Consider the following 22,477-nt stretch of genomic DNA (forward strand, 5'->3'; position numbering starts at 1 on the left):
GGACAACACCACACAATAAACATGTGGATAACTGGCCGGATTCTTGACGCTCTTTTGGCCGGAAACCAACCGCTGAACTGGCTGGATTTCCCTGCTCATCTGGCCTAGTTCTAGTTGATCACAAACACCGGGGTGGGGATCATGACGGTGTGGTTCCTGGGCACGGCCAGCACATAATGCGTACCACGAGACACAGGCGGTGACGAAGCTGGTGGTTGGCACCATACACGGTGTCACCGGTGACCCATTGGGCTTGCACGCCAGCATCCAAGACACGCTCGATCATCGCTGCGGCCGGTTCTGGTTTGGTGGCCATCGTCTGGCGTTCGGCTGGGATCCCGGCCTTGGCGCACCGCTCTGGGCCCTCGATCCACGCCTTGGGGATATACAGTTCGCGGTCTAAAAACGTGCGCCCATACTTGGTGGCATAGGTGACAAAGACCCCGATCTGACAGTTCTCCACCCGGCCTGCGGTGCCGGAGTATTGTCGGGCCACCCCAGCTGAAGCCATGCCTTTCTTGAGGAACCCGGTCTCATCGATGGCCAGAATGCCTGCCGGGTCGCCCAGGTGTTTGGCCACATACCCGATCAGTGCATCACGGACGGCTTCCGGGTCCCAATCCGTGGTGGATAACAACCGTTGCATCCCATCAGGGGTGGCCTGCCCGGCACGTTCAGACAACGTCCAAGAGTTCTTGCGTTCCTCATCTGACAACTGCCCTTGGGTATAACCGATCGCGGTATTGCGCGGCTCAGTCCGGGCGAACTGATCACCAATCAGATCACGGATTTCTTCCAGCCCCTGGGCCCATTCGTGTGTTTCTGCCACACCAATATTGTCGCTCATACGACAGAATTAACACGCCAGCTCAGCAATGTCCGATGAAACCGCCGACCCCACCAGAAATAAATGCGACTGTAGTACTAGTTTGGGGTGACAAGATCGGTGGAAAGGACCGCTGCAATGGGTTTACCGTTTGCTGCGTTTCCAATGCTTTTACCCTTATACAACGTGTCCATCAGTTCTCGCGCTTCAGTCAGCATGGTTTTTCGCCAAAATTTTTGGACGAATGGGTTATCTACTGCCTTGTCGAAGGCGGTCTTGTATTTCTCTATGGCCGGTCGCTGATTCGCACTGGTGCCCCGGATGATGTGAGCAGTTGGCGCCCAGACCATCCCTGGGGCCGCTTCCTTGGAGATTGGTGAACTGGTGAGTCGTGCCAAGATTTGATTGGTGGGTGATTTGTCTGCCGAGTCGTAGGGCATGGTCACAAGCTCAGGTTCCAGGGACTGCATGATGTCATAGTTGAATTGCCCCTCTTCGATCCGGTCATCCCCCGCTAAGAGTTGCACTCGTTCTGCGGAGACTGAGTGTAGTGGGGTGAACGCAACTTCAGCTCTTGGTGTCCTGCCGGAGTGATATCTGACTCGGCCGTCGCGCAAGAGGACTCGGAAGGGATCTTCGTCGTTTCGGGCTGCCTGGGCGAGGAATTGTTGCCCGTCGGCAATGAATTCAGCTTCGTACTCTGGCCGTTTCAGTTTTCGGGCGTTTTGTTCTATGAACACATTGGGGTCTGATGAACCTGCACGGAGCTCATAGAGTTTCCGGTGGATGCCCCCGCCGCCACCACCGATCGTGATGTTGGTGGGTGTTGGCCCTTGAGTCGGTCTATAAAACGGGTAGTAGACTCCCATCGATTGTGCCCGGTACATGTGGTAACTTTCGTCGCCGTGGAGTTCCAACCGACGTATGGTTCGGTTGTCATTGATTTCAAACCCGTAACGTCCGGCGATGGTGGTAGCGACTTCGAAGTCTGTTTGGTTATGCGGGCTTGAACTGCAGTGTAGACGCGGTAGTTGACTTCGGTTGTCGAGTCGGGATAATGCTGCTTGAACGAGGGCGAAGTTGGCTCGAGAGTCCACCCCTCCGGTGAGGTCTACGGTGAAGTCTGTCTCGGGGGAGTGCATGAGGGTTTCGAAGCGGCTTACCCAGGTGTTGAGGTATTCGGACAGAGCTTCGGTGTAGGTGGTGCTGGTGGCGGTGGGATCGGGGCGTCGTATGAATTGGACGGTGCTTGGTGTGATGATTAAAGAGTGTGTGCGTGGTGCCACGCGGACATTGTGGGCCAGGGTTTGGAATGAGAAGAGTTGGCCGAGCGGCATTCCATTGCCCATAGCTGCGGCAAGATGAGCATAGTTTGGGCGGATGCTAATGTTCTGGTCGCGGAGGTAGTCGATGATTCTGGAGAAGCTGTTGCTAACTGCCCACGTTGCGCCGTCGTGGTAGTAGTACAGGATGGTGTATCCGGCGAAGTCGACGTCGAAAACGTAGGCGTCATTGTGGCAGTGGATTGTGACGTAGCATCCGTCTTGGGCAGCGGGTATGGGGTTGCCAGTTAATGCTTGATAGTGTAACGCGCCGTTGGTTCCAAATATGAAGTCGTTTCTGATGAAGCAGTAGCCTTGGAAGAAGCCGTTGGTTGGTGGGCTGTGATTGGTAGCGAGGAATGTCGTCTCGTAGAGTCCGGATATGTGCATGTGTAAGAATCTAGCAGCCAGGGTGTTGATCTTGAGACGCAAGAAGAAACAGCCCCATTACCTAGGGGGTGCTGCGTGATTGGTCTAGTTAGACGCGTCGTGTCCTGCTAATAGGAAGCGTTCCTCACCGATAGTGCACCGATAACGGCTTCGCGGTCCCCCGATGAGGATTTCGGCACCGCCCTGACTTGTGAGATTCGCTGCCACATACCAGCCAAGAGATCATTAGCGGTACTGTGAGTTTCTGATGAGGTCTTTGTATGGGACCCAGCCGGTCTTGCCGTTGTGGGTGACTCGCCACCAGTTGCCGATGGCTCGGTTTGTAGTGCTGACTCGGGCACCGCGGGATAAGCGTTGCACTGTAGTGGCTGTGGAATTGGGTGCAGTCCTAAGCGTCGTGGTCCTTTGGGCACGGTAGGCCAAGCCTGAGGTGATTGTGCGGTAAGCCACTGGCGCCTTGTATTTGGAGTTACTGATGAGATCTTTGTATGGAACCCAGCCAGTCTTGCCATTGTAAGTGACGCGCCACCAACTGCCACTGGCTCGGTTTGTTGTGGTGACTCGGGCACCTTGGGATAGGCGTTGCACGGTAGCAGCTTTGACATTGGGGTCAGTCCTCAGCACGGTGGCCTTTTGGGCCCGGTAGGCCAGGCCTGAGGCAATTGTGCGGTAAGTAATAGGTGGCGTGTATTTGGAGTTACTGATGAGGTCTTTGTATGGAACCCAGCCAGTTTTACCGTTGTAAGTGACACGCCACCATCCACTGCTGGCAAGGTTTGTGGTGGTGACCCGGGACCCATGGGCGAGACTCTGGATTGTGGAAGCTTTCGTATTGGGTTCTGCCCTAAGGGTGGTGGCTTTTTGAGCACGGTAAGCCAGTCCTGCGGTGATCTTGCGCGTAGGAAACGACGTCGTTGTTTTGGCGTTGTTAATGCGTGTGGCGACATCCCGACGAATCGATGGTAATTGGGAATACAGATATCGTCCTGGGCATGCAGTTGCATGCGTATCTTTGTGACCGAGAATTGTATTGACAGTTACGCGAGTACCACTTGAGTGTTTTGAACTGCCACCAGCGGATGTGAGCGATGTCGTGCCTGCTGCATTAATTCCATGTTGAAGTCCCTTCCAGGCTAATACCTTTTTAAGAGACTCAACCATGGCTGCCGGCGGACTTGCGATCTCAAAATTGCCAATGGTCGATATCCCGAAGGTATTGGTATTGAATCCGCCAGCTTGCGCGCCTACGGGTAGAGAGTCTATGGAACCACGGCGCCCTTCGTATATGGTGCCATAACGGTCGATGAGAAAGTTGTATCCGATATCTCCCCATCGAAGGGTTCCGGCGTGATAGTTATGAACTGCTCGAACTTGAGCATAAGCTTGAGCTCGTGAATAGTTGTTTGTTCCAGCAGTGTGGTGGACATACATCGCCTTGAGTTCGCTCGACTGGTTACTTCTAGAAACTAGCGACTCGTTGGCGCCCCACTGGGCCCGGGTTACGATTGCGGGCTTGATGACATCAGCGCTGCTATTAGAGCGGGCGGTCTGCAGTGGAGTCCTTGCAGATACTGAACGCATCATCTTTGCGCCAGTAGGCTGGTCAGGCTCGGTGGTGGCGTTATCGAGAGGGCGAGTGGTTGAAGCCGTTGAAGCGTCGTCAATGGTCTTGACATCGGTGCTTTCGATGGAGGCGGGCTCCAATTGGCCGTCTGTGGCAGACTCACCAGGATCGATCAGGGAAACCTCGAGGCCCTCAGGAGCTTTCCCCGATCGGGTATGCACTCTTGCCTGGACTGCATCGGCTTTGAGCGTGATGAGGGGTTCTGTACCAGCTCGTGGGGAATGGGCTTTCATTTCCTCATCAGTGGCATGCACTTCGAGATCGTGCCACTCACTCCATTCACCCTGCTTTCGCACCCGGAGCGCAGCTTCAGTGATATCTTCAGAAGTGTTCGAATCCCACGTTATACCTGCCGCAATGAAATCGATGGATTCCACGGGTGTTGTGAGAGCGGCTAATGTGCCCTCGCTGTCTTCGATAGCCGTTTCGGCTAATTGTTGTTCCTCTGCGGACTTCTGATTCTGGGTAGCCTCTGTAGGTGAGGCGTTTTCTGGTGAGGGTTGTACCGTCTCCGGGCCAGAAGTCTCTACTGTGTCTGGAGCATCAGAAGCTTCATCTGTCTGTGCGTCAGTTCCCAGGCTCTCCGGTTGCTCAGACTCGCCATCATCTTCGGCTTGTGGCGTCGCCTCCGAAGTAACTGATGGTTCGGATTCTTGGGAGATCTCGGGTGAAGGCTGCTCATAAAGTTCTTCGTCGCTGTCTGGGAGAGCTTCTTCATCTACGCCGTCTACGCTTATGACTTGTGTGTCTTCCCCTTGAACTGGTGCAGGTTTTTGGTCTGCGTCCATTTCATCGACGGTGAGGGCAGTTGCTTGATGGTGAGGAACTGGGGTGGTTGAGGTACTCGGTAATGCGTATGACACTGAAAATGATGATGCAATGAGCGCCAAGGATAATGCGCTAACGGATGCAATTCTGGTGGTGTGAGCGAACATAAAAATCAGCAGGCAACCTTCTATTGTTCTATACCGCCATTATTTATGGCACAGACAGGTGCAATAGTATCAGTTGGGTTCACTCGTAATGAAGTCTATGTGTGCTACGACCCCGGGTATGTGCAGAGGCTTATTGGTGTGTTTCTATTCGGGAACAGCCGTGGCTCAATTCGATGTTGTGCACCGAAAATATGATTGCTGGAGACCCTTAGCCAATCTCTAGCAGCCGTTTGAGAGTGTTGAGGCGTTTAGAAGTCTGGCGAGTTAAAGCGTCAGTTCGTTTAGCTATCTCCGCTTTGGCCAAATGATTCCTGTGCCAAGACAAAGTCAGAACTACTGAAAGGGCGATCTGTTCCCGGAATGTATAGTGCCCATGCTGAGAACCAATGTCACTACCTAAGCCTGAGTGCATATCTTGCACCGCCTGATCTAGATCCGTGACGTTGATAATCATTTTCGACATGTCGAACGCGATGGGCTTCATTTCTGCGAATTCCCAATCGACGAGCACGAAGTCTCTTTCGTTGACAAGGATGTTGGAATTTACAAGATCCCCATGAGTAAGGCTTACTTCTAAGAGGTCATTACGATCGATCAGTCGTTGTACGGCGTCATCGATTGTTGGATCGATGTTTTGAGCCTTTACGAAGTTGGACCAGCGCAGCCTGTATGCCCCACCAACTATCTTGCTTAAGTGCTTCTCTTTGACGCCAACACCTTGATGAACTTTCCGTAAGCGCTGCGCAAGGGGGACGATCAAAGATTCGAGCTGAGCGCGAGTAGCTGTTTCTCCGACAACGGTGTCTTCGACCAGGTACGCGCCTGCACGATTCCGGATGGTCCCGTGATCGTAAATGGTCGGCATGAGCTCTGGTGCGTAGGGGTGCACTTTATCGTGTGCATCGACTGTGCGAGTAATGCCATTTCGTTTTCCACCGGTTTGGTAGCGAACACTGAGGCCCTTGTCTGGATAGAAGGCGCGGAGTCGAACTTCTTCTTCGACATCGAATTTCCCTATTAATAGGGATTCTGCTCGGACCCGTGCACGGGTTTTTCCGTGACCTGGTAGCTCATGCTGTTGATCTATGGGCAAGACATCGAAGCCCTCTTCGGTAGCCCAGGCAGATCGCTTCGAATACGTAAATGTTCTCGGGAAGAATCGTGATCTGAGATTACGAGATTTCCGCTCTACCTCGGCGACTCGGCTCAGGGCAGTATCCCACCGTTGATGTTCTATGTTTGGCAATCCGTTTCACCCTTTTAATTTTTGCATTTCATTTGGTGTTCTTGCGCTCTTTGAATTGCGAAAGATTATACAGGAGGGTTTTCGCCCGCTCTGAAAGATGATCGCAGTGCAGCACGGTGCCGGTAATTTTCGATCAAATGAGCCGCCAAATGCCAACTTATGCTCTACAATAGGTAAGGCTTGCCTAAATAAATTACTTATGCGCTTGTGGTTTGGTTAGCTCCCTTCGCTGATGTGCGTCAGAAGTCTGACGCCTGTCGCAGGCAAGGGAATGGTCTTGTCGAAAATTCGAACAGACCTTTTTTGTGATTGAAGAACTGGGTTCAGTGTCCTGAGCCTGATAAGTCCTGCCCTACTTGAGTAGTGGGGCACTATGAGGAAAGCAGATAAATGCATAAGTCATCACTTCCACCGGCGCCTCGGGTACCGCTGAGCTGTGCCTCGCCCGAAAAGTCCAGAGACGGCCGGAGAGCCATTGCTACTCGCGCGACTGCGCTAATGGGTGCAATTGTTTTGAGTACTGCTGGATTAGTTGGTATTTCTGCCCCTGCCCACGCAGTAACCGATGCAGGCGCAGGGGCGATCATTGCCTCGACTATGTTCCAGGCCGATGCCTCTGAAGCTGGTCAACGTGAAATCTCCCAGTCAGATTTCAATTGGGGAGTCAGATCATCTTTCCGTAACTATATTAAAGGTCCCATTGCAGGAGGTTCCATTACAGCCGTCGGCGGTGCCGCTGCGGATAGCGCTGGTATTTTGACTTGGTCTAACGGTGCGGGGTCACTTAAAGAGGCCGAGTCCTTCAGCGGCAGGGTGAGCTTTACTGGCGGTGTCAGTTACCGTGGACATGCCGGGGACCAGTACGAAGGTGGGTATGGACTCAATGTTGATCTAACGAACCCGACCATTGAGTTTGAGGAAACCGCAGCGGGTGTGACCGGCGTCCTATACATTGACGCCTTTGCGAACCCCTATGGCGGCGCTGAGGGTATCGACGAGAAGCAGGTTCCCTTTGCCAATCTGACATTCTCGGATGGTTTTGCCGTAGAAGATGACACATTGTCCGGTACTGCAACCGCTACCTTGCATGAAGATGGGGTCGATGCATTTATCGGCTTCTACGAAGCAGGTTCACAACTTGACCCGATTACCTTCTCGGCCACACTTGCTCCCGCAGTCACTGAGGTAGCACCTGAAGCGCCGACGCAAAACGGTGGCACTGTCACCATTCCTGAAGTTGAGGGTATCGAATACGTCGTCGACGGTGAAGTCGTTTCCCCTGGAGACCTGGAGCTTGAATCGGGCGTCCCGCTCAAGGTCACTGCCCGAGCAGAAGAGGGATATGCGCTCACCGAAGGTTCGACATCGGAATGGACCTTTGAATACGAAGCCCCTGTTGTTGCAGAAGCTTCGCTGACGGTGACACCAACGTCTGATCTCGACCCGAACGGTCAGACTGTTACTATCCGTGGTTCCGGTTTCGATACCTCCGCCGATGCACCAGCGTACCTACCGGTGAATAAGGCTGGCTTCTACGTTCAGATCGGCTGGATCGATGAAGAGTGGCGGCCATCCGAAGGTGCGCCGTCGTCTGCACGCTCGAACGCATACTCGGTATGGGTCCAGGACACTAACGCTGACGAACCGTACATGCTCTGGGACGAAGCGGAAGACGGAACTGCCAGCTTCACCTGGGAAGTCGAGATCGATAAAGCCACGCTTGATGAAAAGCAGCGTGAAGGTGCACAACTGGCGGTATTCACCATCGGTGCTGGCGGCCAACAGCAGCCAATGAACGAAAAGGTTATTCCGATCAGCTTTGCCGATGAAACGGAGTCGCCTGAACCGGACGACACTGAATCGCCAGAGCCCGGTGAGACTGAGACTCCTGAACCAGGCGATACCGAGACACCTGAGCCAGGCGACAGCGAATCACCGGAGCCTACTCAAAGTGAAACCAAATCGCCTAACGACAACACTGGGTCTCCATCGGCTGACGCTGTAGACCACAGCGTTGATGACCTCACCGAAGATAACCGTGGAGACATTGACGTTCCGGCAAGTGCAAAGGCCGGGGAGACCATCACGGTAAACGTTGGTGAAGAGTATGCAGGTGAGCAGGTTGATCCTGTATTGTTCTCGGATCCGTACGTGTTCGACACTGCGACCGTCGCTGACGGCGGAGCGATCCAAGTGACCTTGCCAAATAACGTGACCGGAGAACATCGTTTCGCTGTCTATTTTGCAGGTGAGACGGGTGCTGACGGTGTCTTAGGTTGGTCGACCGTTACGATCTCTGCGGCAGACAACGAAGGCCAGGATGCTAAGGATGCCGATGATACCGGCGATGATTCCGAAGAAGTAACCACTGCTGGTACGAATGACAACGAAGCGGACAAGTCCGGTGGCCTAGCGAAAACTGGCGCCGAACCAGTAATCGTTGCTATCGGCGGCCTGTTGTTGCTCGTAGCCGGTGGCGTAGCGCTCGTTGCTTCCCGTGCACGTCGAAACGGCATGCAGCAGTAACGCTTTCCCGCTAATCTCAACTCGACCGATTTTGTGTCGGACTTGTTGAGTCCTAGCTATAGGCCCAGTTCATGACGCTCTGTCATGGACTGGGCCTCGTGCTTTTTCTGGGAATCGACGGCTCTATGAGTTCGTGAACTTGCTGAGTCTGCGCTGCTTCAAGAATGTTCTTGGCCATCGTGGGGAAAATGAGCGCGTGGAAGGGCTGAATGACACGCCAGTAGGAGCGGCCTATCAGTCCGTTCGGGAAGAATACCGCGCGTTGATATAGTCGCGTGCCGCCATCGTCCAATGGTTCAATACGGAACTGTAGCCAGGCACGGCCACCAGCTCGCATCTCGGCACGCAGCGTGACTATGTGCTCGGGTTCAACGGACTCCACCCGCCACCAGTCCACATGATCATTGACCCGTAGCTGGTGTTCGTCCTTTCGTCCTCTGGCCAGTCCATAGCCGCCGAGTGCTTGATCCATGAGCCCGCGGATCTTCCATAAGATCGGTGCCGAGTACCATCCGCGTGGACCACCGATGGTTTCTATCACTTGCCATACGGCACCGGGCGTGGCGTTGCCTTCGCGCTCGCGTTCGTCCGTCAGGACAGTGTGTCCCGCCCACTCAGGATCGGATGGCAGGGGGTCGGCGGGGTTTCTGGATTGCACGGCTAGCACGTCGTCATCCCAGGTGACGTCTAAGGGGCCAAGTTTTTGTCGGGTGATCGCGCGTTGGCAGGCTTCGCGATAGGTGGTCAATCCACCCGGTGGGTCTGGGATGAGGTTTGCTATCTCATGTTCGTGGGTCACAGCGTCCTCCGCCATGGAGGCTGCCAAGGGCATGGCTATGCCGCGGGGTATGGGAGTCACCATGCCAATCCAAAATCCCGATAAGCGTTGGGCAGGGATGGGCAGTGCCAGAACTTTTCGTCGAGACAAACCGGCGACCTGGGCGTACTGTTCCAGCATGGACGCAAAAGACTGTACGCTGCCCGAGCCGATGCCCAAGGAGGCATTGACAGGCTGATCCAGTGCGCAAGCATGCGCCAGGTAGTACAGGACATCACGGATGGCGATTGGTTCAATCGTGTTCTTCAGCCAGCTTGGGCCTGGCATTAGGGGTAGGCGTTCGGCCAGATGCCGAATCATCTCGAAGGAGACGGATCCTGACCCGATGATGACTGCTGCCTTCAATACAAGCGCAGGGACTGGTCCAGCAAGCAAGATTTGTGCAACACGTTCCCGAGAGCGCATATGTGCTGAGAGTTCAGTAAGTGGTTTCTTCGGGTGAAGCCCGGACAAGTAGACGATTTGTTGTACCCCGGCTGCGGCCGCGCTGTGCGCAACGTGTCGAGCAATTTCTGTTTCTTGTTTTTCGAAGTCTTTGCTGGAGGCCATCGAGTGGACAAGGTACAACACGGTATGGACGTCTTTGAAAGCGCTTTCTGTGTCGTCTGGATTTTGCAGATCGGCTTGGGCTGTTTCGACGTCGTTGAACCAGGGCCTGTTTTCAAGATGACTAACGTTGCGAGCCAGCGTACGAACCGTGAATCCAGCTGCTACAAGTTCAGGGATGAGTCGCCCGCCAACGTAGCCGCTGGCACCTGTGACTAGTACGCGACGTCCCTTGCCGGATCGTAAGTGCAAATCTAATGGTGATGCAGGGTTCGCGCTCATTCTCACAAGGTAGTTGGCTTTACTTATGCCAAGCTCGGTGCAAGCTTGAAATTTGCAGTGCATCTGGCTTCAGCTGTGTTGGTCCATGCTCATGACTGCTAGGTTGGCGAACACAACGCATCGCCACGAAGTGTATGTGTGTCGACGACCAAGGAGGCAGCTTGAATACCGACGACCCTGTGAAAACCTTACTGAAGAAGACTCAGGATGCAGGCGTATGTATGCTGACGACCATGGAGGCTGACGGAAAACTTGTCAGCCGTCCGATGGCGATCCAAGAAATCGAAGAGAACCATACGATCTGGTTCATGACCCGCATTGATAAGCCCGCGGTTCGCGAGACGTCAGGTGGCCAACAGGTCAATGTCACGGTCGCTGAGAAAGGTTTCTGGGCATCGATTGCGGGCGCCGCAACCATTGTTCAGGATGTAGAGCGCAAGAAGGCGTTCTGGTCCAAAGCTACCGAGGCTTTCTTCGGCGATTCGACGCCTGAGGACCCGGACGTGGTCTTGTTGCGAGTTACTCCGGATACCGCCCAGTACTGGGACTCACCAGGTCTTCCGGCGACAGCTATCGAAATCCTGAAAGGTCTCGCCAGTGACAAGCCTGCCCATCCTGGAGAAACTCACGAGGTGGATCTCTAGCTAGCCGCCAATTCCACACGCTGACCTGGAACATTCACATGTTCCAGGTCAGCGGTCGTTAAGGCATAAATCTCTTAAACGGCGACGGGCGTGAGCCTTTTGCAAAAGGTGCCCAACTCTTCGAAGATGGCCTTGTTGTACCGGAAACCACGAGCTGCTTCGTCAACGAATGCATCTTGTTGTTCCGGGGTGAGGTTGAGATTATTCAACTTCTCGCGGTAGGAGTCCTTATACAACTTCGGTTTCGAAATTGACTTGAAGGTGTACATGTTGAGCTGATGGTCATGTACGCGATAGTGCCGTTGCATCAGACGAGCAATAGCTAGCCCGCCGGACAAATCACCTAAATAGCGGAGGTAGTGGTGGGCGGCAAGGCGAGCGGGATCATCTGCGACATCACGGATCCTTTGTGCGTACGTCGCCGTTGACGTCAGTTCAACCGGGGCGGGATGTAAACCGGACTCAGGCAGCAAAGTCTGAAGATCTTCAAGGATTGCGGTGCGACGATCAAGTTTTGGGTCGAATAATTGCACCACCTGCGGCAGTAGTGAGTTATCCCTGAAATGTTCTACCGCAGCATCCAGGGCCTGGTAAATGAAGTGGTACTGCGACACGAGCATCGCATATTCGCGGGTGCTCAGATCTCCGTTCATTAGCTCCGTGATAAACGAAGCTGACTCTGCTGATCTGTGATCTTCCTGAGTGAGCTTTTTGACACGAGTTGCTAGCGATGATGCCTCGTCAGAATGTGGCATTTTCCCTCCGATGATGTGAATAGTTAGGGGAGGAATCAAACCGCCACCAAGGAGCGATTCGTTTTCTCATTAGGGTAGCCTAACTTAAATTTGTGGCAGCCGGAAGCCTTGGGGCAAAGATCGTTTTTTTGACTCTCAACTCCGGTGCGGTTCCGGGCTTTATCGCGGCGCCGCGAGCCATGTCGAGTCTGTTGGCTGTATTTCAATTCATATAAATAATTCCTATCGCCTCCCATAATCTATTGTATTCCGATGATTTTAGGGCTTTTTCGGACATGGGCCTGGCCTCACTTGAGCGTATTTCGAAAGTTTTCGCAAGAAATATTGACCATTGTGCTTGTGCTTGTGAGGTGGGGGTCATATAGTGTTCTCTCAGTTAGGTGAGGCAAGCCTGACTAATAAAGAAAGGCGGGGCTTCGGTAATCGAAGTCCGCTTGTCAGTCGAGTAAAGGAAAGTCATGCAGCCGCCACTGAACGCATCAATGAACGTGAAACCGGTCTTCACTTTCTGGTCTGATGTACTCTTCGGTTTCTGCTCAATCGCGGCTGACGATGATTGCCAACACCCAGACCTCGTGGAGTCACGACGTCTGCAAGCCACCTTTGAAGCTGCGCAAGTTTATGCGAGGACTTGTCGCAGGGTCGAAGGTTGTCACACCGGTGTCACTGGAATTGGTGCTGTTGCGGGTCACCAAGCCGCCGGTGGTTCTCAAGGTATTGCGCTGGCACTGTCAGGTCTTTTCGTCGTCCTGAGAGTCGCCACCTTGATGTTCATGTTCGGTGCGTTGAACATTGTGCGGTACCTACGCGAAGCCCATAGGACAGACACCTCTATGTCCTAGAGCCTCGTACGAGGCCTGGACGATCTGTTTCCAGCATTTTTGGATCTGGTGTTGGAAACAGATCGTCCGTGGCCGTCTCGCATCAAGATTTCGTTGACACACTCACACTCACGTCCAGGAGGACCCATCCGATGGGCCGAATATACGCGCTCAATTCCGCGCTCCGTGCATCATTGATGATGATCGTGATCGCAGTCTTTTCGATCGCATCGAGCGCTTTGGCTCTAGCCGCTCCGAGTTACAACGAGTCAACCACGGACAACACGACCTCGCGGCTGTCGGTCGATGGTGGCGAACTGACCTGGGGGATCAGCGATAGCTGGCGAGAGTATCTCAATCGCCCATTCGTTGGCGGACATACGATTCCGCAAGCACCGGCGCGCGAGGCACAAGATCATCGCGCTACGCTGGTTGAAGCGTCCGGGTGGGTTGATGTTGAAACCGGTAGTGGCTCGATCGAATACAACGGCGGAATCACCTCGCAGGGACACAAGGGCTATGCAAACCCTGACGAGTGGGGCTTAGACCAAACTCTGAGCCAACTGAAAATTGAGCTGACATCTCAAAAGACTGCAAAACTTACGGCCCTTGTGAGCCAGTCGTCTGCCTTACCAGCTTTCCCAAAGTATTCCGATCAGCGCGTGCACATTGCGAATCTAACATTTTCAACAGAGCAGCTTCGCGCGGGTGAAATTACCGCCTCTGCAGTATTTGCTCCCGACGGCGCTGACATTTATGCGCGACTCAACGAAAAGTACGAGCCGGGTGCCGCCATGGATCATGTGGTCTTCTCATTTGCAACGAGCGGGCCAGCACCAACTGAGTCGGAAGAAACACCCAAGCCCGACGAAACGAAAAAGCCCGATCCCGATCAAAATACGAAGCCGAGCCCAGCCCCGTCGCAACCGACAGAAGAACCGAATGTTAGTGCGCCATCTACCAGCGGTGTGGAAGGCTCCCTGCAGTGGGGCGTGCGGGAAAGTTTCCGAAAATATGTTGTCGGTCCAATTGCCAATGGCAAGATTACGCCGTCGAGTGGGGCGAAACAAGCAAGTGGCAACGGTGTTTTCACCTTCCCACAAGCTGCGCGGGGGACCAAGTGGAATGGCACCACAGGCCAGGTACAGTACGCCGGCAACGTGAATTTCTATGGCCATGACGGAGTCATGGACGTTACGCTGTCGAACCCAGTCATTGTCGTAGAGAATGCACGGTCTGCCAAAGTACAAACAAACTACAACGGCAAAACCATCACCATTGGCAACATTGACCTTTCCGGTGCAAAGATGCGCTCATTGCAAGGTGACGCGGTGCAGTATCAGAATGCACCAGTTACGCTGCACTCCGAGGGAGTTGCGTTCTTTGCGTACAACGGCGAGGGATTCTACAACGCGGGCGACAAGCTCGACGCGATCACGTTTACCGTGGGCGACAGCAGCAAGACGGCCGTGGCAAAGACACCGTCGTCGAAGAACACCGGCAGTCAGCAGGCTGGTGGCCGCTCGTCGTCAACTTCGAATGCAGAGACTCCTGCAACAACCGCCGGCACTGGTTCTGCAGCCGGATCCTTGAAGTGGGGTGTCTCGAGTTACTTCGCCAAATACACCACGGAAAAATCAGGGACCTCAGGATGTCCAACGCCGAGTACACACTGTGCGGGTGGAAATATTGAAACCAGCGGTGTTGGCAGCGGGTGGCTATTCCCACAGGCAACCGGTGGAACCTGGAATGACCAGAACCATACCGGCACGGTGAATTTCTCCGGGGTCGTGCGATTCAAAGGCTATGGCATGATCATGTTCCAGGTCGCCAACCCATCGATCACCGTGCACAATGACTCATCGGCAACCATCAGCACAGGCAATACGACCAACCATGGTCAGGCCTCGTATAAGCTCGACCTTTCGCGCGGCACAAAGACCGTCAATGATGACGGCACTGTGACCTGGAGCAATGTACCCGTCAACGGTGCACTTGCAGGGATCAATGCTCACCAAAGCATTGGATTCGATCCGCTCACCTTCACCATTGGAACGGCAAATAACGCCGCCTTCGGTGCTGGTGCTCAAAGTAGCGACGGCAGCAGCGCAAACGAATCTACCTATGAGGCCGCTGAGACTGCACCGACCACCGAAGGCCTGGAAGTTCTGACTCCGGCAGATCGTATCCGCGAAGGCGGGCGCATCAAAGTCAAAGCTGAATGCTTCGATGCCGAAGACTCCGGAATCTTGGCGGTGCTGTATGACACAGCAGATGGCACTGAACCGAAGATTCTCGATGAAACCGCCACAGCGGATGAAAACGGTGTTGTCGAATGGTCTGGCACCTTACCGGAGGGTATAACCGGTGAGCATATCTTGACCCTGCAGGGCAGTCACGATGCGGGTGCAGCAATCGACATTCTGCCCGCCGAAGCCATCGCTGCCATCGCACCGATCGATGAGCTGGCCGCTGTCCTCGGTGATCGCATCTTGTTTGCTGCCACGGGTATGCAGCCCTCGGAATGGTGGGCCAGCGCCGGCGCACTGCTGAGTATTGCCGGTTGTTCGACCGCGCTGACACTTCGTCATCGCCGGAACCAAGCCCCTGTGGAACTCCAGGGCTGAATCTCGATGACACATCACTTGCAACGAGGAGTATTTTTGGCAAGCCCACAAGCCACACGCGGTGTGACCAGAACCCTATTACCAGCCGTGTTCGCGACTGCGCTGTTGGTCTCCCCATCATCGGCACTGGCCAGTCCCGAAACCGATGACCAGCCAGCAGACACCGGTATCTGTCAGATCGAAAATGCCGAACTGCAATGGGGACTGAAGGAAAGCTTCCGGTCCTACATCAGTGGCTCAATTGCTAACGGTTCATGGGAAACTGCCGATGGTGCCGACTACCAGACCCCTCATTTCATCTGGTCCGAGGGCACTGGCACATATGATCCGGCAACGGGCATGGGCTCGGTGTCATTCACCGGCACGGTCGCATTCAGTGGCCACGATGGTGTTTTAGACATGACAATTGCTAACCCGACCTTCGAATTTGAAGGCGACGGCAATGCGGCCTTGGCGTTGGATACCAAGAGCAACGACATGGAGGGCAACCTGGCGGTCGATGAGCAGCAACAGTGGGTTGCTGAAGTCAGCTTGGACGAGCAGCCCGAAGCAGCTGATGGCCCGGTCGAACTCGCGGACATGCCCAGTGTGCTCACCAACTCGGGTGCGGCCGCATTTGCTGGCTTCTATGAAGCCGGCGTAGATCTTGACCCTTTGGCATTGAACTTTGACTTCGTCGATTGTGATGCCCATGGCGGAGCCGTAGCGGCTGATACTCCCGAGCCGCCCGCGGCCGAAGAAGTCGCACAAGAACCGACCATTATTCCGGCGCCGACAATTCCGTGGCTGCCGATCGCCTTGGGCGGGCTCGCCCTGTTGGTCATCGGCCTGACCATCGGCGTATTCATCGGTGGTCGCAAGCCTGCTGCTCAGCACCGGAAACGCCACAGCGTAGACCAATCCGATATCCACGAGTTGATAGGGGATCAGCGTTGAGCACATCTTCACCACAGCGACGCATGCTCGGCTGGATTGCCACCGCACTGGTTGCGGGTCTGGCACTGGTTGGCTGCAGCAACACCGGACACGGTGGGACCCAGACACAACCTCAGCCCGCACTGGAAGAGGTCGAAGTCCTTGAAAACCCGCGCGATTATGTTGGTCCGTCCACAGCGGTATTGCAAAGTACAGACATTGAACCCATTGCACAGAATCCAAAACAATCCCTCCCCACGACTGTGACCTCATATCAAGCTAACGGTCAGACCGAAGAAATAGAGATCACCGATACCACTCGGGTCGTTGCCCTGGATATCGCAGGTTCCATTGCGGCAACGATCTGGGCGCTCGGATTTTCTGACACCCTGGTTGGTGTGGACCAATCCACGACTTTCCCAGGCACCGAAGACATTGAAACCGTGACCTCCGGTGGCCATACGGTCAATGCCGAAGCGATCATCGGGTTGGATCCTGACGTCGTCATCACCGACGGTACCGTTGGTCCGCGCGACGTCGTCGAACAACTGACCGATGTGGGCATCGACGTGGTTTTTGTCGATAACGAGTCCTCATTTGAAGGTGCTGAAAATCTCGTGCATCAAGTTGCCGCAGTGTATGGTGCTCCCGAAACCGGCGAACAGCTGGCAGAGCAATTGGTCGGTGAGATTGATGCCAAGGTCGAAGAGATCTCGGCCATGGTGCCCGAGAACGAGGATGACAAGGTTCGGATGTTGTTCCTCTACCTGCGCGGTAACGCCGGGGTGTATTACATGTTCGGGGAGGAATCGGGCGCCGATGAACTCATTGATGCCCTTGGAGGTGTCGACGTGGCTGAAGAGCTGGGCTGGGACGGTATGAAACCGATGACCGATGAGGCCCTCGTTGCGGCAAATCCAGATCTCATCTTGACCATGTCCGGTGGAATTGAATCCGTAGATGGCGTCGAGGGCCTGCTCCAGGAAAAACCCGCTGTTGCTATCACCAAGGCCGGTGAGAACCAGCGCATCGTGGATATGGATGATGGCATGATTTTGTCGTTCGGTCCACGATCGGCAGACGTGCTGGACGCTCTGGCACGGGCCATCTATGCGCCAGACTCCGTAGCCAATCTTGCAGGTGGGCAGTAATGGCTGTTATAGATCAGACGCCCTTGCGCACCACGGACCGTGAGACCCGCAACAAGCCCAAGCGCTGGTTTCAGGTCAAACACCTGGTGGTCATTGTTGTCACCCTGGTGCTGTTAGTCGTGGGGGTCCTCCTATCGGCTGGCCTAGGGCAGTTGCCGTTTGGTGCGAGCCAGGTCATCGGTTCGATGTTACAAACCGTGGGTATTGATACGGCCATGGCCCCGACTGATCGGCTCATGGAGCAAACCTTGTGGCAGATCCGTTTTCCACGCGTGGTGATGTCCCTGCTGGTGGGCGCGTCGCTGGCGGTTGCCGGCGGTGTCATGCAGGCGATCTTTGGCAACCCGCTTGCCGAGCCAGGTGTTGTCGGCGTCTCTTCGGGTGCTGCACTGGGTGCTGCCACCGCGATTACGTTGGGTATGTCAGTCTTTGGCAACTGGACCATTGCCGCGATGGCGTTTATCGGTGGACTGGTTGCCACGCTCATTGTCTACGCCACCGCACGAGCACAGGGCCGTACCGAAGTGGTGACGCTGTTGCTCACCGGAATCGCCGTCAATGCGTTTGCGGGAGCAGGATTAGCCCTGGTGAATTTTGCCGGTGATACCCAAAGCCGTGAACAGATTGTGTTTTGGCAGCTGGGATCACTCAACGGATCGCGTTGGGATGAGGTCGCCGTTGTGGCCATTGTCGCCGCAGTGGCCACGAGCCTTGCGCTGGGACTTTCCTCACAATATGACCTGCTGTCGCTGGGGGACCGCACGGCCGCTCATCTCGGAGTCAAAGTAGAAGCCCTGCGCATTTTGTCGGTCATCCTGGTTGCGCTATTGACCGGTGTTGGTGTTGCCTTCGTAGGGATTATCGCCTTCGTCGGGCTGGTCGTTCCACACCTGATCCGCATGATCGTTGGTCCAGGCCACCGCTGGTTGCTCATACTGTCAGCACTGGGCGGTGCCACCCTAATGGTCTACGCCGACCTGCTCGCTCGCACCTTAGTTCCCTCGGCGGATCTGCCAATCGGCATGCTGACCTCACTGGTCGGTGGACCGTTCTTCTTCTGGCTCATCCGTCGCAACCGCAAAGGCGCAGGAGGCTGGGCATGACCGTGACATCAATACAAACCACCGTGGCACAAGCCCTGCACAGTGTCAGCTACCAAACCGGCAGCCACAAGATCATCAAGGACGTCAGTCTCCAGGTCAACTACGGCGAAGTACTTGCCCTGGTCGGACCCAATGGCGCCGGCAAGTCTACGCTGCTCGGTTTGCTCGCAGGAGACTTGCATCCAACCGCCGGTAGCGTCAGCTTGGAAGGACGGGACCTGGCGGATTGGGATGCTAAAGAACTCGCCAGGATGCGTGCGGTACTGTTGCAGGCCAATCAGGTCGCGTTTTCATTTACCGCTCGCGATGTCATCGATATGGGTCGGGCGCCCTGGATTGGGACTGCCGAATCAGCAGAGGATGATGAGGCAATCACCCAGGCCATTGCCTTGACCGATGTTGGACACCTGACCGGACGAACCTTTCCGACACTATCGGGGGGTGAAAAGGCGCGCGTATCGCTGGCCCGCGTCATTGCGCAGCGCACCAGAATCGTGATGCTCGATGAGCCCACCGCAGCGCTGGATCTACGTCACCAAGAAGAGGTGTTGACCATCGCTCGCAATATTGCCGCCCAGGGACGCGCCGTGATCGTCGTCCTGCATGACCTTTCCCTCTCGGCCGCGTACGCCGATCAGGTGGCAATGCTGCACCAGGGACAATTGGCCGCGGTGGGTCAACCGGCTGAGGTACTGACCGCTCAGCGTGTTCAAGACATCTATGGCATTCAGGTGCGGATCATCCACGATCCAGATACCGGCCGACCGATCGTGCTGCCCCGACGCAGCCTCTAGACGGTCGCCACACAAGCTGGATGGGCGGCGTGTTTGCAAAAATTACCACAAGCGCAGCAAACACGTCGTCCATTCTTTATTTACCCGGTGTTCACTCTGGGGTGGTTCGATCGTGAGTCGACGCATGTATTTTCTGGTCTGGCAGTGCACAATGGAAGTATCGTCGTTCTGACCAGCCGCAGCTGAGGAGTATGTCTTGTTCGAAGAACTCATTCCCGACCAACCTCGTCAAAACTTGCGCGAGTTTATCGACACTCTGCGCGATGGCGGCTACCAAGTCACCGAAGGTCACACCCCAGACCCGGATCTTATTGACCCGATGGGCAAGGCGGTAGAAACCTGGCGGGAAAACTATCCCTATGCCGAGCGCATGACCCGGGACCGGTATGAACGCGAAAAATATAAGCTGCAGATCGAACTGCTGAAACTCCAATACTGGGCTGAAGATACCGGCCAGAAGATCATCGTCGTCTTTGAAGGCCGAGACGCCGCAGGTAAGGGTGGCACGATTCAACGGTTCACCGAATACATGAATCCGCGCACTGCTCGCACCGTGGCACTGAATAAGCCAACCGAACGCGAAACCGGTCAGTGGTACTTCCAGCGTTACATTAACCATTTTCCCACGGCTGGTGAGATCGTTTTGTTCGACCGGTCCTGGTACAACCGCGCCGGTGTGGAACGGGTCATGGGCTTTAGTAATGAAGACCAGTACCACACGTTTATGAATCAGACTCCGGTGTTTGAAAAGCTGCTGGTGGATGATGGTTTTCATCTGATCAAGTTCTGGTTCTCTGTGACCCAGACTGAACAGCGCACCCGCTTTGCGATCCGTCAGTTGGATCCGGTTCGACGTTGGAAACTGTCACCGGTCGACCTGGAAGCGCTGGACCGGTGGGAGGCTTATACTGAAGCCAAAGAGCTCATGTTCCTACACACCGACACGGATCACGCGCCCTGGGTCACCGTGAAGTCCAATGATAAGAAGCGCGGTCGCCTTAATGCGATGCGCTACTTCTTGAGCCAATTCGATTATGACGGCAAAAGCCACGATGTTGTCGGCGTCCCAGACCCACTGTTGGTCATGCGCGGCCGCGACGCGGTAGGAGATTAACACACCCCTCGTCCGGGAAAGGATCGCATGAGCACCCCGCCTGCTAGCAGGATTCGGCGGGCTCGTGCGGCCACCGGGCTACTGTTTCTCACCAACGGCGCACTCCTTGCCAACCTGATACCGCGCTACCCAGAAATCAAAGCTGCCTTGGACATGACCGACTCGTTATTTGGCTTGTCAGTGGCAGCCTTTCCACTGGGGGCCATGATCTTTGGGGTCTTTGCCGCCGGTCTGATCAGACGATTTGGGTCAGGGGTGATTGCCACACTGATGACAATCACCTTGGCAGTCTGTCTGGCAGCCACGGCCTTCATGCCAGAAGTGTTCCTTTTTGCTCTGGCGTTATTATTGGCTGGAGGAGCAGACGCAATCGCCGATGTGTCACAAAACGCCCATGGATTGCAGGTTCAAGATGCATATGGTCGCTCCATATTGAACTCCTTCCATGCCTTATGGTCTCTCGGGGCGGTGGTGGGTGGATTTATGGCCGCGGGCGTGTTGTTTATTGAACTGGATTTACATGTGCACCTGGTCGGTTCAGCGGTGTGCTTTATTGTGGTCGCGCTGATTGCCTGGACCATGACCCTACCGCCGGCATGTCCTGAAGGTTCACCGGAAACCGCCCCCGGTGCCGATGCTCGGCGTCAGGATCTCAAACGCATTCAATGGGCAGTACTGCGGAATCCGAACACGATGCTGATGGTAGGCGCTTTAGTTCTGCTGGCCATGGCTGAAGCGGTGGTGGAGGACTCCGGGAATTCTTGGTCTGCCCTGTATATGTCAGTGCACCTGGGGGCACCAAGCGCCGTGGCGGCATTCGGGTTCACCGCTTTGGTGGCCGGCCAGTTGATCGGGCGGGCTACGGCCGACCGATTCGTTGATCGCTTTGGGCAGCGTCGCGTAATCCGTACTGGTGGCATCATCATTTCTGTAGGGATGGGACTGGCAATCGCTTGGCCAACGGTTCCGTTGACCATTGCCGGGTTTGCTGCGGCTGGGTTTGGTTCCTCGGCACTGATCCCAGCCGCGTATAATGCTGCCGATGATATTCCCGGACTACGTCCCGGCGTCGGATTGACCGTGGTCTCGTGGTTTATGCGGCTCGGGTTCTTGATCGCTCCACCGTTTGTGGGCGCGCTGTCAGATATGTTGTCGCTGCGATGGGCACTGCTGGTTGTTCCGCTGGCAGGATTGGTGACTATTGTGCTTGCCAGGGTGCTGCCGGGACGCCATACTGCGATACAACAGCGGCTCTAAGGAAGTTCTCCTTGGAGCCGCATGCTGCAAGATTGCTGGGTTAGATCCACATGGCTGGATCAACATATTCAGCCGGGTCAACTGCAGGCTTTGCTTCTTCCTGACTACGGCGAATACGAATCTGAGCTGGGATACCAGTGGCAATGGCGTCTTCTGGAGTATCTTTGACTAACACCGCATTGGCGCCAACAGCGGTGCGCTTGCCCACCACGACTGGTCCGAGGATTTTGGCACCAGCCCCGACGACGACATCATTTTCTAGGGTCGGGTGACGTTTGACTTTCTCCAGGGATTGACCCCCGAGCGTGACACCGTGGTAGAGCATGACGTCGTCGCCTATTTCGGTGGTCTCACCGATGACCACACCCATACCGTGGTCGATGAAGAAGCGGCGGCCAATTGTTGCACCCGGGTGAATTTCGATTCCGGTCAGTGCCCGGTTGAATTGTGAAAGGAGTCGCGCTGGGGTTTTGAGCTGCTCTTTTTGCCACATCTTATGTGCGACGCGGTGCATCCAAATAGCATGGAGACCGGTGTAACCCACAGCCACTTCAAATGTACTGCGTGCAGCAGGGTCGCGGTCTTTGGCTGCCTGAATATCCTCGCGCAAGCGACGTAAGAATCCCAATGTTTCCCTTTCAAAAAGTGTCGTTGATAAGCTCAACGCACAGGCGGTCGAAATTATTCTATGGTCAAGTGAACCGCCAGTTAAGCATTAAAGCGTTCTGCCTTCGGTCTGCAACAGAATATGCATTCCATTG

At 55.0% G+C, this 22,477-nt stretch carries 16 protein-coding genes and 1 pseudogene; 10 read left to right on the top strand and 7 right to left on the bottom strand.

Annotated features, from left to right (window positions below):
- Positions 1-140: 140 nt before the first annotated feature.
- The 4 genes and pseudogenes from A6F49_RS00925 to A6F49_RS00940 all read right to left on the bottom strand — a co-directional run.
- Positions 141-847: pseudogene (locus A6F49_RS00925) on the bottom strand (IS701 family transposase); the annotation flags it as partial.
- 77 nt (positions 848-924) lie between these two features.
- Positions 925-2,538, bottom strand: coding sequence for a hypothetical protein (locus A6F49_RS00930; RefSeq protein ID WP_043055958.1), 1,614 nt, complete (start codon positions 2,536-2,538; stop codon positions 925-927).
- 225 nt (positions 2,539-2,763) lie between these two features.
- On the bottom strand, positions 2,764-4,950 hold the full coding sequence (locus A6F49_RS00935) for an SH3 domain-containing protein (protein ID WP_161485746.1): 2,187 nt from the start codon (positions 4,948-4,950) through the stop codon (positions 2,764-2,766).
- A 355-nt stretch (positions 4,951-5,305) separates the two neighbouring features.
- Entirely contained in the window at positions 5,306-6,190 is an 885-nt protein-coding gene (locus A6F49_RS00940; protein WP_043055959.1) for a phosphotransferase, read from the bottom strand.
- A 651-nt stretch (positions 6,191-6,841) separates the two neighbouring features.
- Here A6F49_RS00940 and A6F49_RS00945 point away from each other — a divergent pair.
- Entirely contained in the window at positions 6,842-8,869 is a 2,028-nt protein-coding gene (locus A6F49_RS00945; RefSeq protein WP_043055960.1) for an HtaA domain-containing protein, read from the top strand.
- Between the two features lie 82 nt (positions 8,870-8,951).
- On the opposite strand, the gene A6F49_RS00950 is transcribed toward A6F49_RS00945, so the two are convergent.
- Positions 8,952-10,535 carry an SDR family oxidoreductase gene (locus A6F49_RS00950; RefSeq protein ID WP_067605456.1) on the bottom strand — a complete coding sequence of 528 codons (1,584 nt, stop codon included), beginning with the start codon at positions 10,533-10,535 and terminating at the stop codon, positions 8,952-8,954.
- Positions 10,536-10,696: 161 nt separating this feature from the next.
- Between A6F49_RS00950 and A6F49_RS00955 the strand changes: the two genes are divergently transcribed.
- Positions 10,697-11,179, top strand: coding sequence for a pyridoxamine 5'-phosphate oxidase family protein (locus A6F49_RS00955; protein WP_043055961.1), 483 nt, complete (start codon positions 10,697-10,699; stop codon positions 11,177-11,179).
- A gap of 74 nt (positions 11,180-11,253) precedes the next feature.
- On the opposite strand, the gene A6F49_RS00960 is transcribed toward A6F49_RS00955, so the two are convergent.
- Positions 11,254-11,934 (bottom strand): biliverdin-producing heme oxygenase, encoded by a 681-nt coding sequence (locus A6F49_RS00960; protein ID WP_043055962.1) that lies wholly within the window; start codon positions 11,932-11,934, stop codon positions 11,254-11,256.
- Positions 11,935-12,392: 458 nt separating this feature from the next.
- On the opposite strand from A6F49_RS00960, the gene A6F49_RS00965 reads away from it, so the two are divergent.
- The 8 genes from A6F49_RS00965 (at position 12,393) to A6F49_RS01000 (ending at position 21,716) form a co-directional block, all read left to right on the top strand.
- Complete coding sequence (locus A6F49_RS00965) at positions 12,393-12,776, top strand: hypothetical protein (protein WP_043055963.1); 384 nt, start codon at positions 12,393-12,395, stop codon at positions 12,774-12,776.
- A gap of 131 nt (positions 12,777-12,907) precedes the next feature.
- Positions 12,908-15,382, top strand: a complete 2,475-nt coding sequence (locus A6F49_RS00970) for an HtaA domain-containing protein (protein ID WP_043055964.1) — start codon at positions 12,908-12,910, stop codon at positions 15,380-15,382.
- Between the two features lie 36 nt (positions 15,383-15,418).
- On the top strand, positions 15,419-16,318 hold the full coding sequence (locus A6F49_RS00975) for an HtaA domain-containing protein (protein WP_052500015.1): 900 nt from the start codon (positions 15,419-15,421) through the stop codon (positions 16,316-16,318).
- On the top strand, positions 16,315-17,448 hold the full coding sequence (locus A6F49_RS00980) for a heme/hemin ABC transporter substrate-binding protein (protein WP_235604802.1): 1,134 nt from the start codon (positions 16,315-16,317) through the stop codon (positions 17,446-17,448). Before A6F49_RS00975 ends, A6F49_RS00980 begins: the two co-directional genes overlap by 4 nt.
- Complete coding sequence (locus A6F49_RS00985) at positions 17,448-18,551, top strand: FecCD family ABC transporter permease (protein WP_082911512.1); 1,104 nt, start codon at positions 17,448-17,450, stop codon at positions 18,549-18,551. The genes A6F49_RS00980 and A6F49_RS00985 overlap by 1 nt, the downstream gene beginning before the upstream one ends.
- A complete protein-coding gene (locus tag A6F49_RS00990) occupies positions 18,548-19,345 on the top strand; it encodes a heme ABC transporter ATP-binding protein (RefSeq protein ID WP_043055966.1) in 798 nt (265 codons plus the stop codon). The genes A6F49_RS00985 and A6F49_RS00990 overlap by 4 nt, the downstream gene beginning before the upstream one ends.
- 196 nt (positions 19,346-19,541) lie before the next feature.
- On the top strand, positions 19,542-20,459 hold the full coding sequence (ppk2, locus tag A6F49_RS00995) for a polyphosphate kinase 2 (RefSeq protein ID WP_043055967.1): 918 nt from the start codon (positions 19,542-19,544) through the stop codon (positions 20,457-20,459).
- A gap of 27 nt (positions 20,460-20,486) precedes the next feature.
- Positions 20,487-21,716 (top strand): MFS transporter, encoded by a 1,230-nt coding sequence (locus tag A6F49_RS01000; RefSeq protein ID WP_043055968.1) that lies wholly within the window; start codon positions 20,487-20,489, stop codon positions 21,714-21,716.
- Between the two features lie 40 nt (positions 21,717-21,756).
- Here the strand turns inward: A6F49_RS01000 and epsC are convergent, their stop codons facing one another.
- On the bottom strand, positions 21,757-22,398 hold the full coding sequence (gene epsC / locus A6F49_RS01005) for a serine O-acetyltransferase EpsC (RefSeq protein ID WP_327019903.1): 642 nt from the start codon (positions 22,396-22,398) through the stop codon (positions 21,757-21,759).
- Between the last annotated feature and the right edge of the window lie 79 nt (positions 22,399-22,477).

This window comes from Enteractinococcus helveticum (genome assembly GCF_001657475.1).
Lineage (GTDB): Bacteria > Actinomycetota > Actinomycetes > Actinomycetales > Micrococcaceae > Yaniella > Yaniella helvetica.

Excerpts from the sequence above, each read along its gene's own strand:
- A6F49_RS00930 (WP_043055958.1), bottom strand. The coding sequence starts at position 2,538 with ATGCACATATCCGGACTCTACGAGACGACATTCCTCGCTACCAATCAC.
- A6F49_RS00935 (WP_161485746.1), bottom strand. The coding sequence starts at position 4,950 with ATGGACGCAGACCAAAAACCTGCACCAGTTCAAGGGGAAGACACACAA.
- A6F49_RS00945 (WP_043055960.1), top strand. The coding sequence starts at position 6,842 with ATGGGTGCAATTGTTTTGAGTACTGCTGGATTAGTTGGTATTTCTGCC.
- A6F49_RS00950 (WP_067605456.1), bottom strand. The coding sequence starts at position 10,535 with ATGAGCGCGAACCCTGCATCACCATTAGATTTGCACTTACGATCCGGC.
- A6F49_RS00960 (WP_043055962.1), bottom strand. The coding sequence starts at position 11,934 with ATGCCACATTCTGACGAGGCATCATCGCTAGCAACTCGTGTCAAAAAG.
- A6F49_RS00965 (WP_043055963.1), top strand. The coding sequence starts at position 12,393 with ATGCAGCCGCCACTGAACGCATCAATGAACGTGAAACCGGTCTTCACT.
- A6F49_RS00970 (WP_043055964.1), top strand. The coding sequence starts at position 12,908 with ATGGGCCGAATATACGCGCTCAATTCCGCGCTCCGTGCATCATTGATG.
- A6F49_RS00985 (WP_082911512.1), top strand. The coding sequence starts at position 17,448 with ATGGCTGTTATAGATCAGACGCCCTTGCGCACCACGGACCGTGAGACC.
- A6F49_RS00990 (WP_043055966.1), top strand. The coding sequence starts at position 18,548 with ATGACCGTGACATCAATACAAACCACCGTGGCACAAGCCCTGCACAGT.
- A6F49_RS01000 (WP_043055968.1), top strand. The coding sequence starts at position 20,487 with ATGAGCACCCCGCCTGCTAGCAGGATTCGGCGGGCTCGTGCGGCCACC.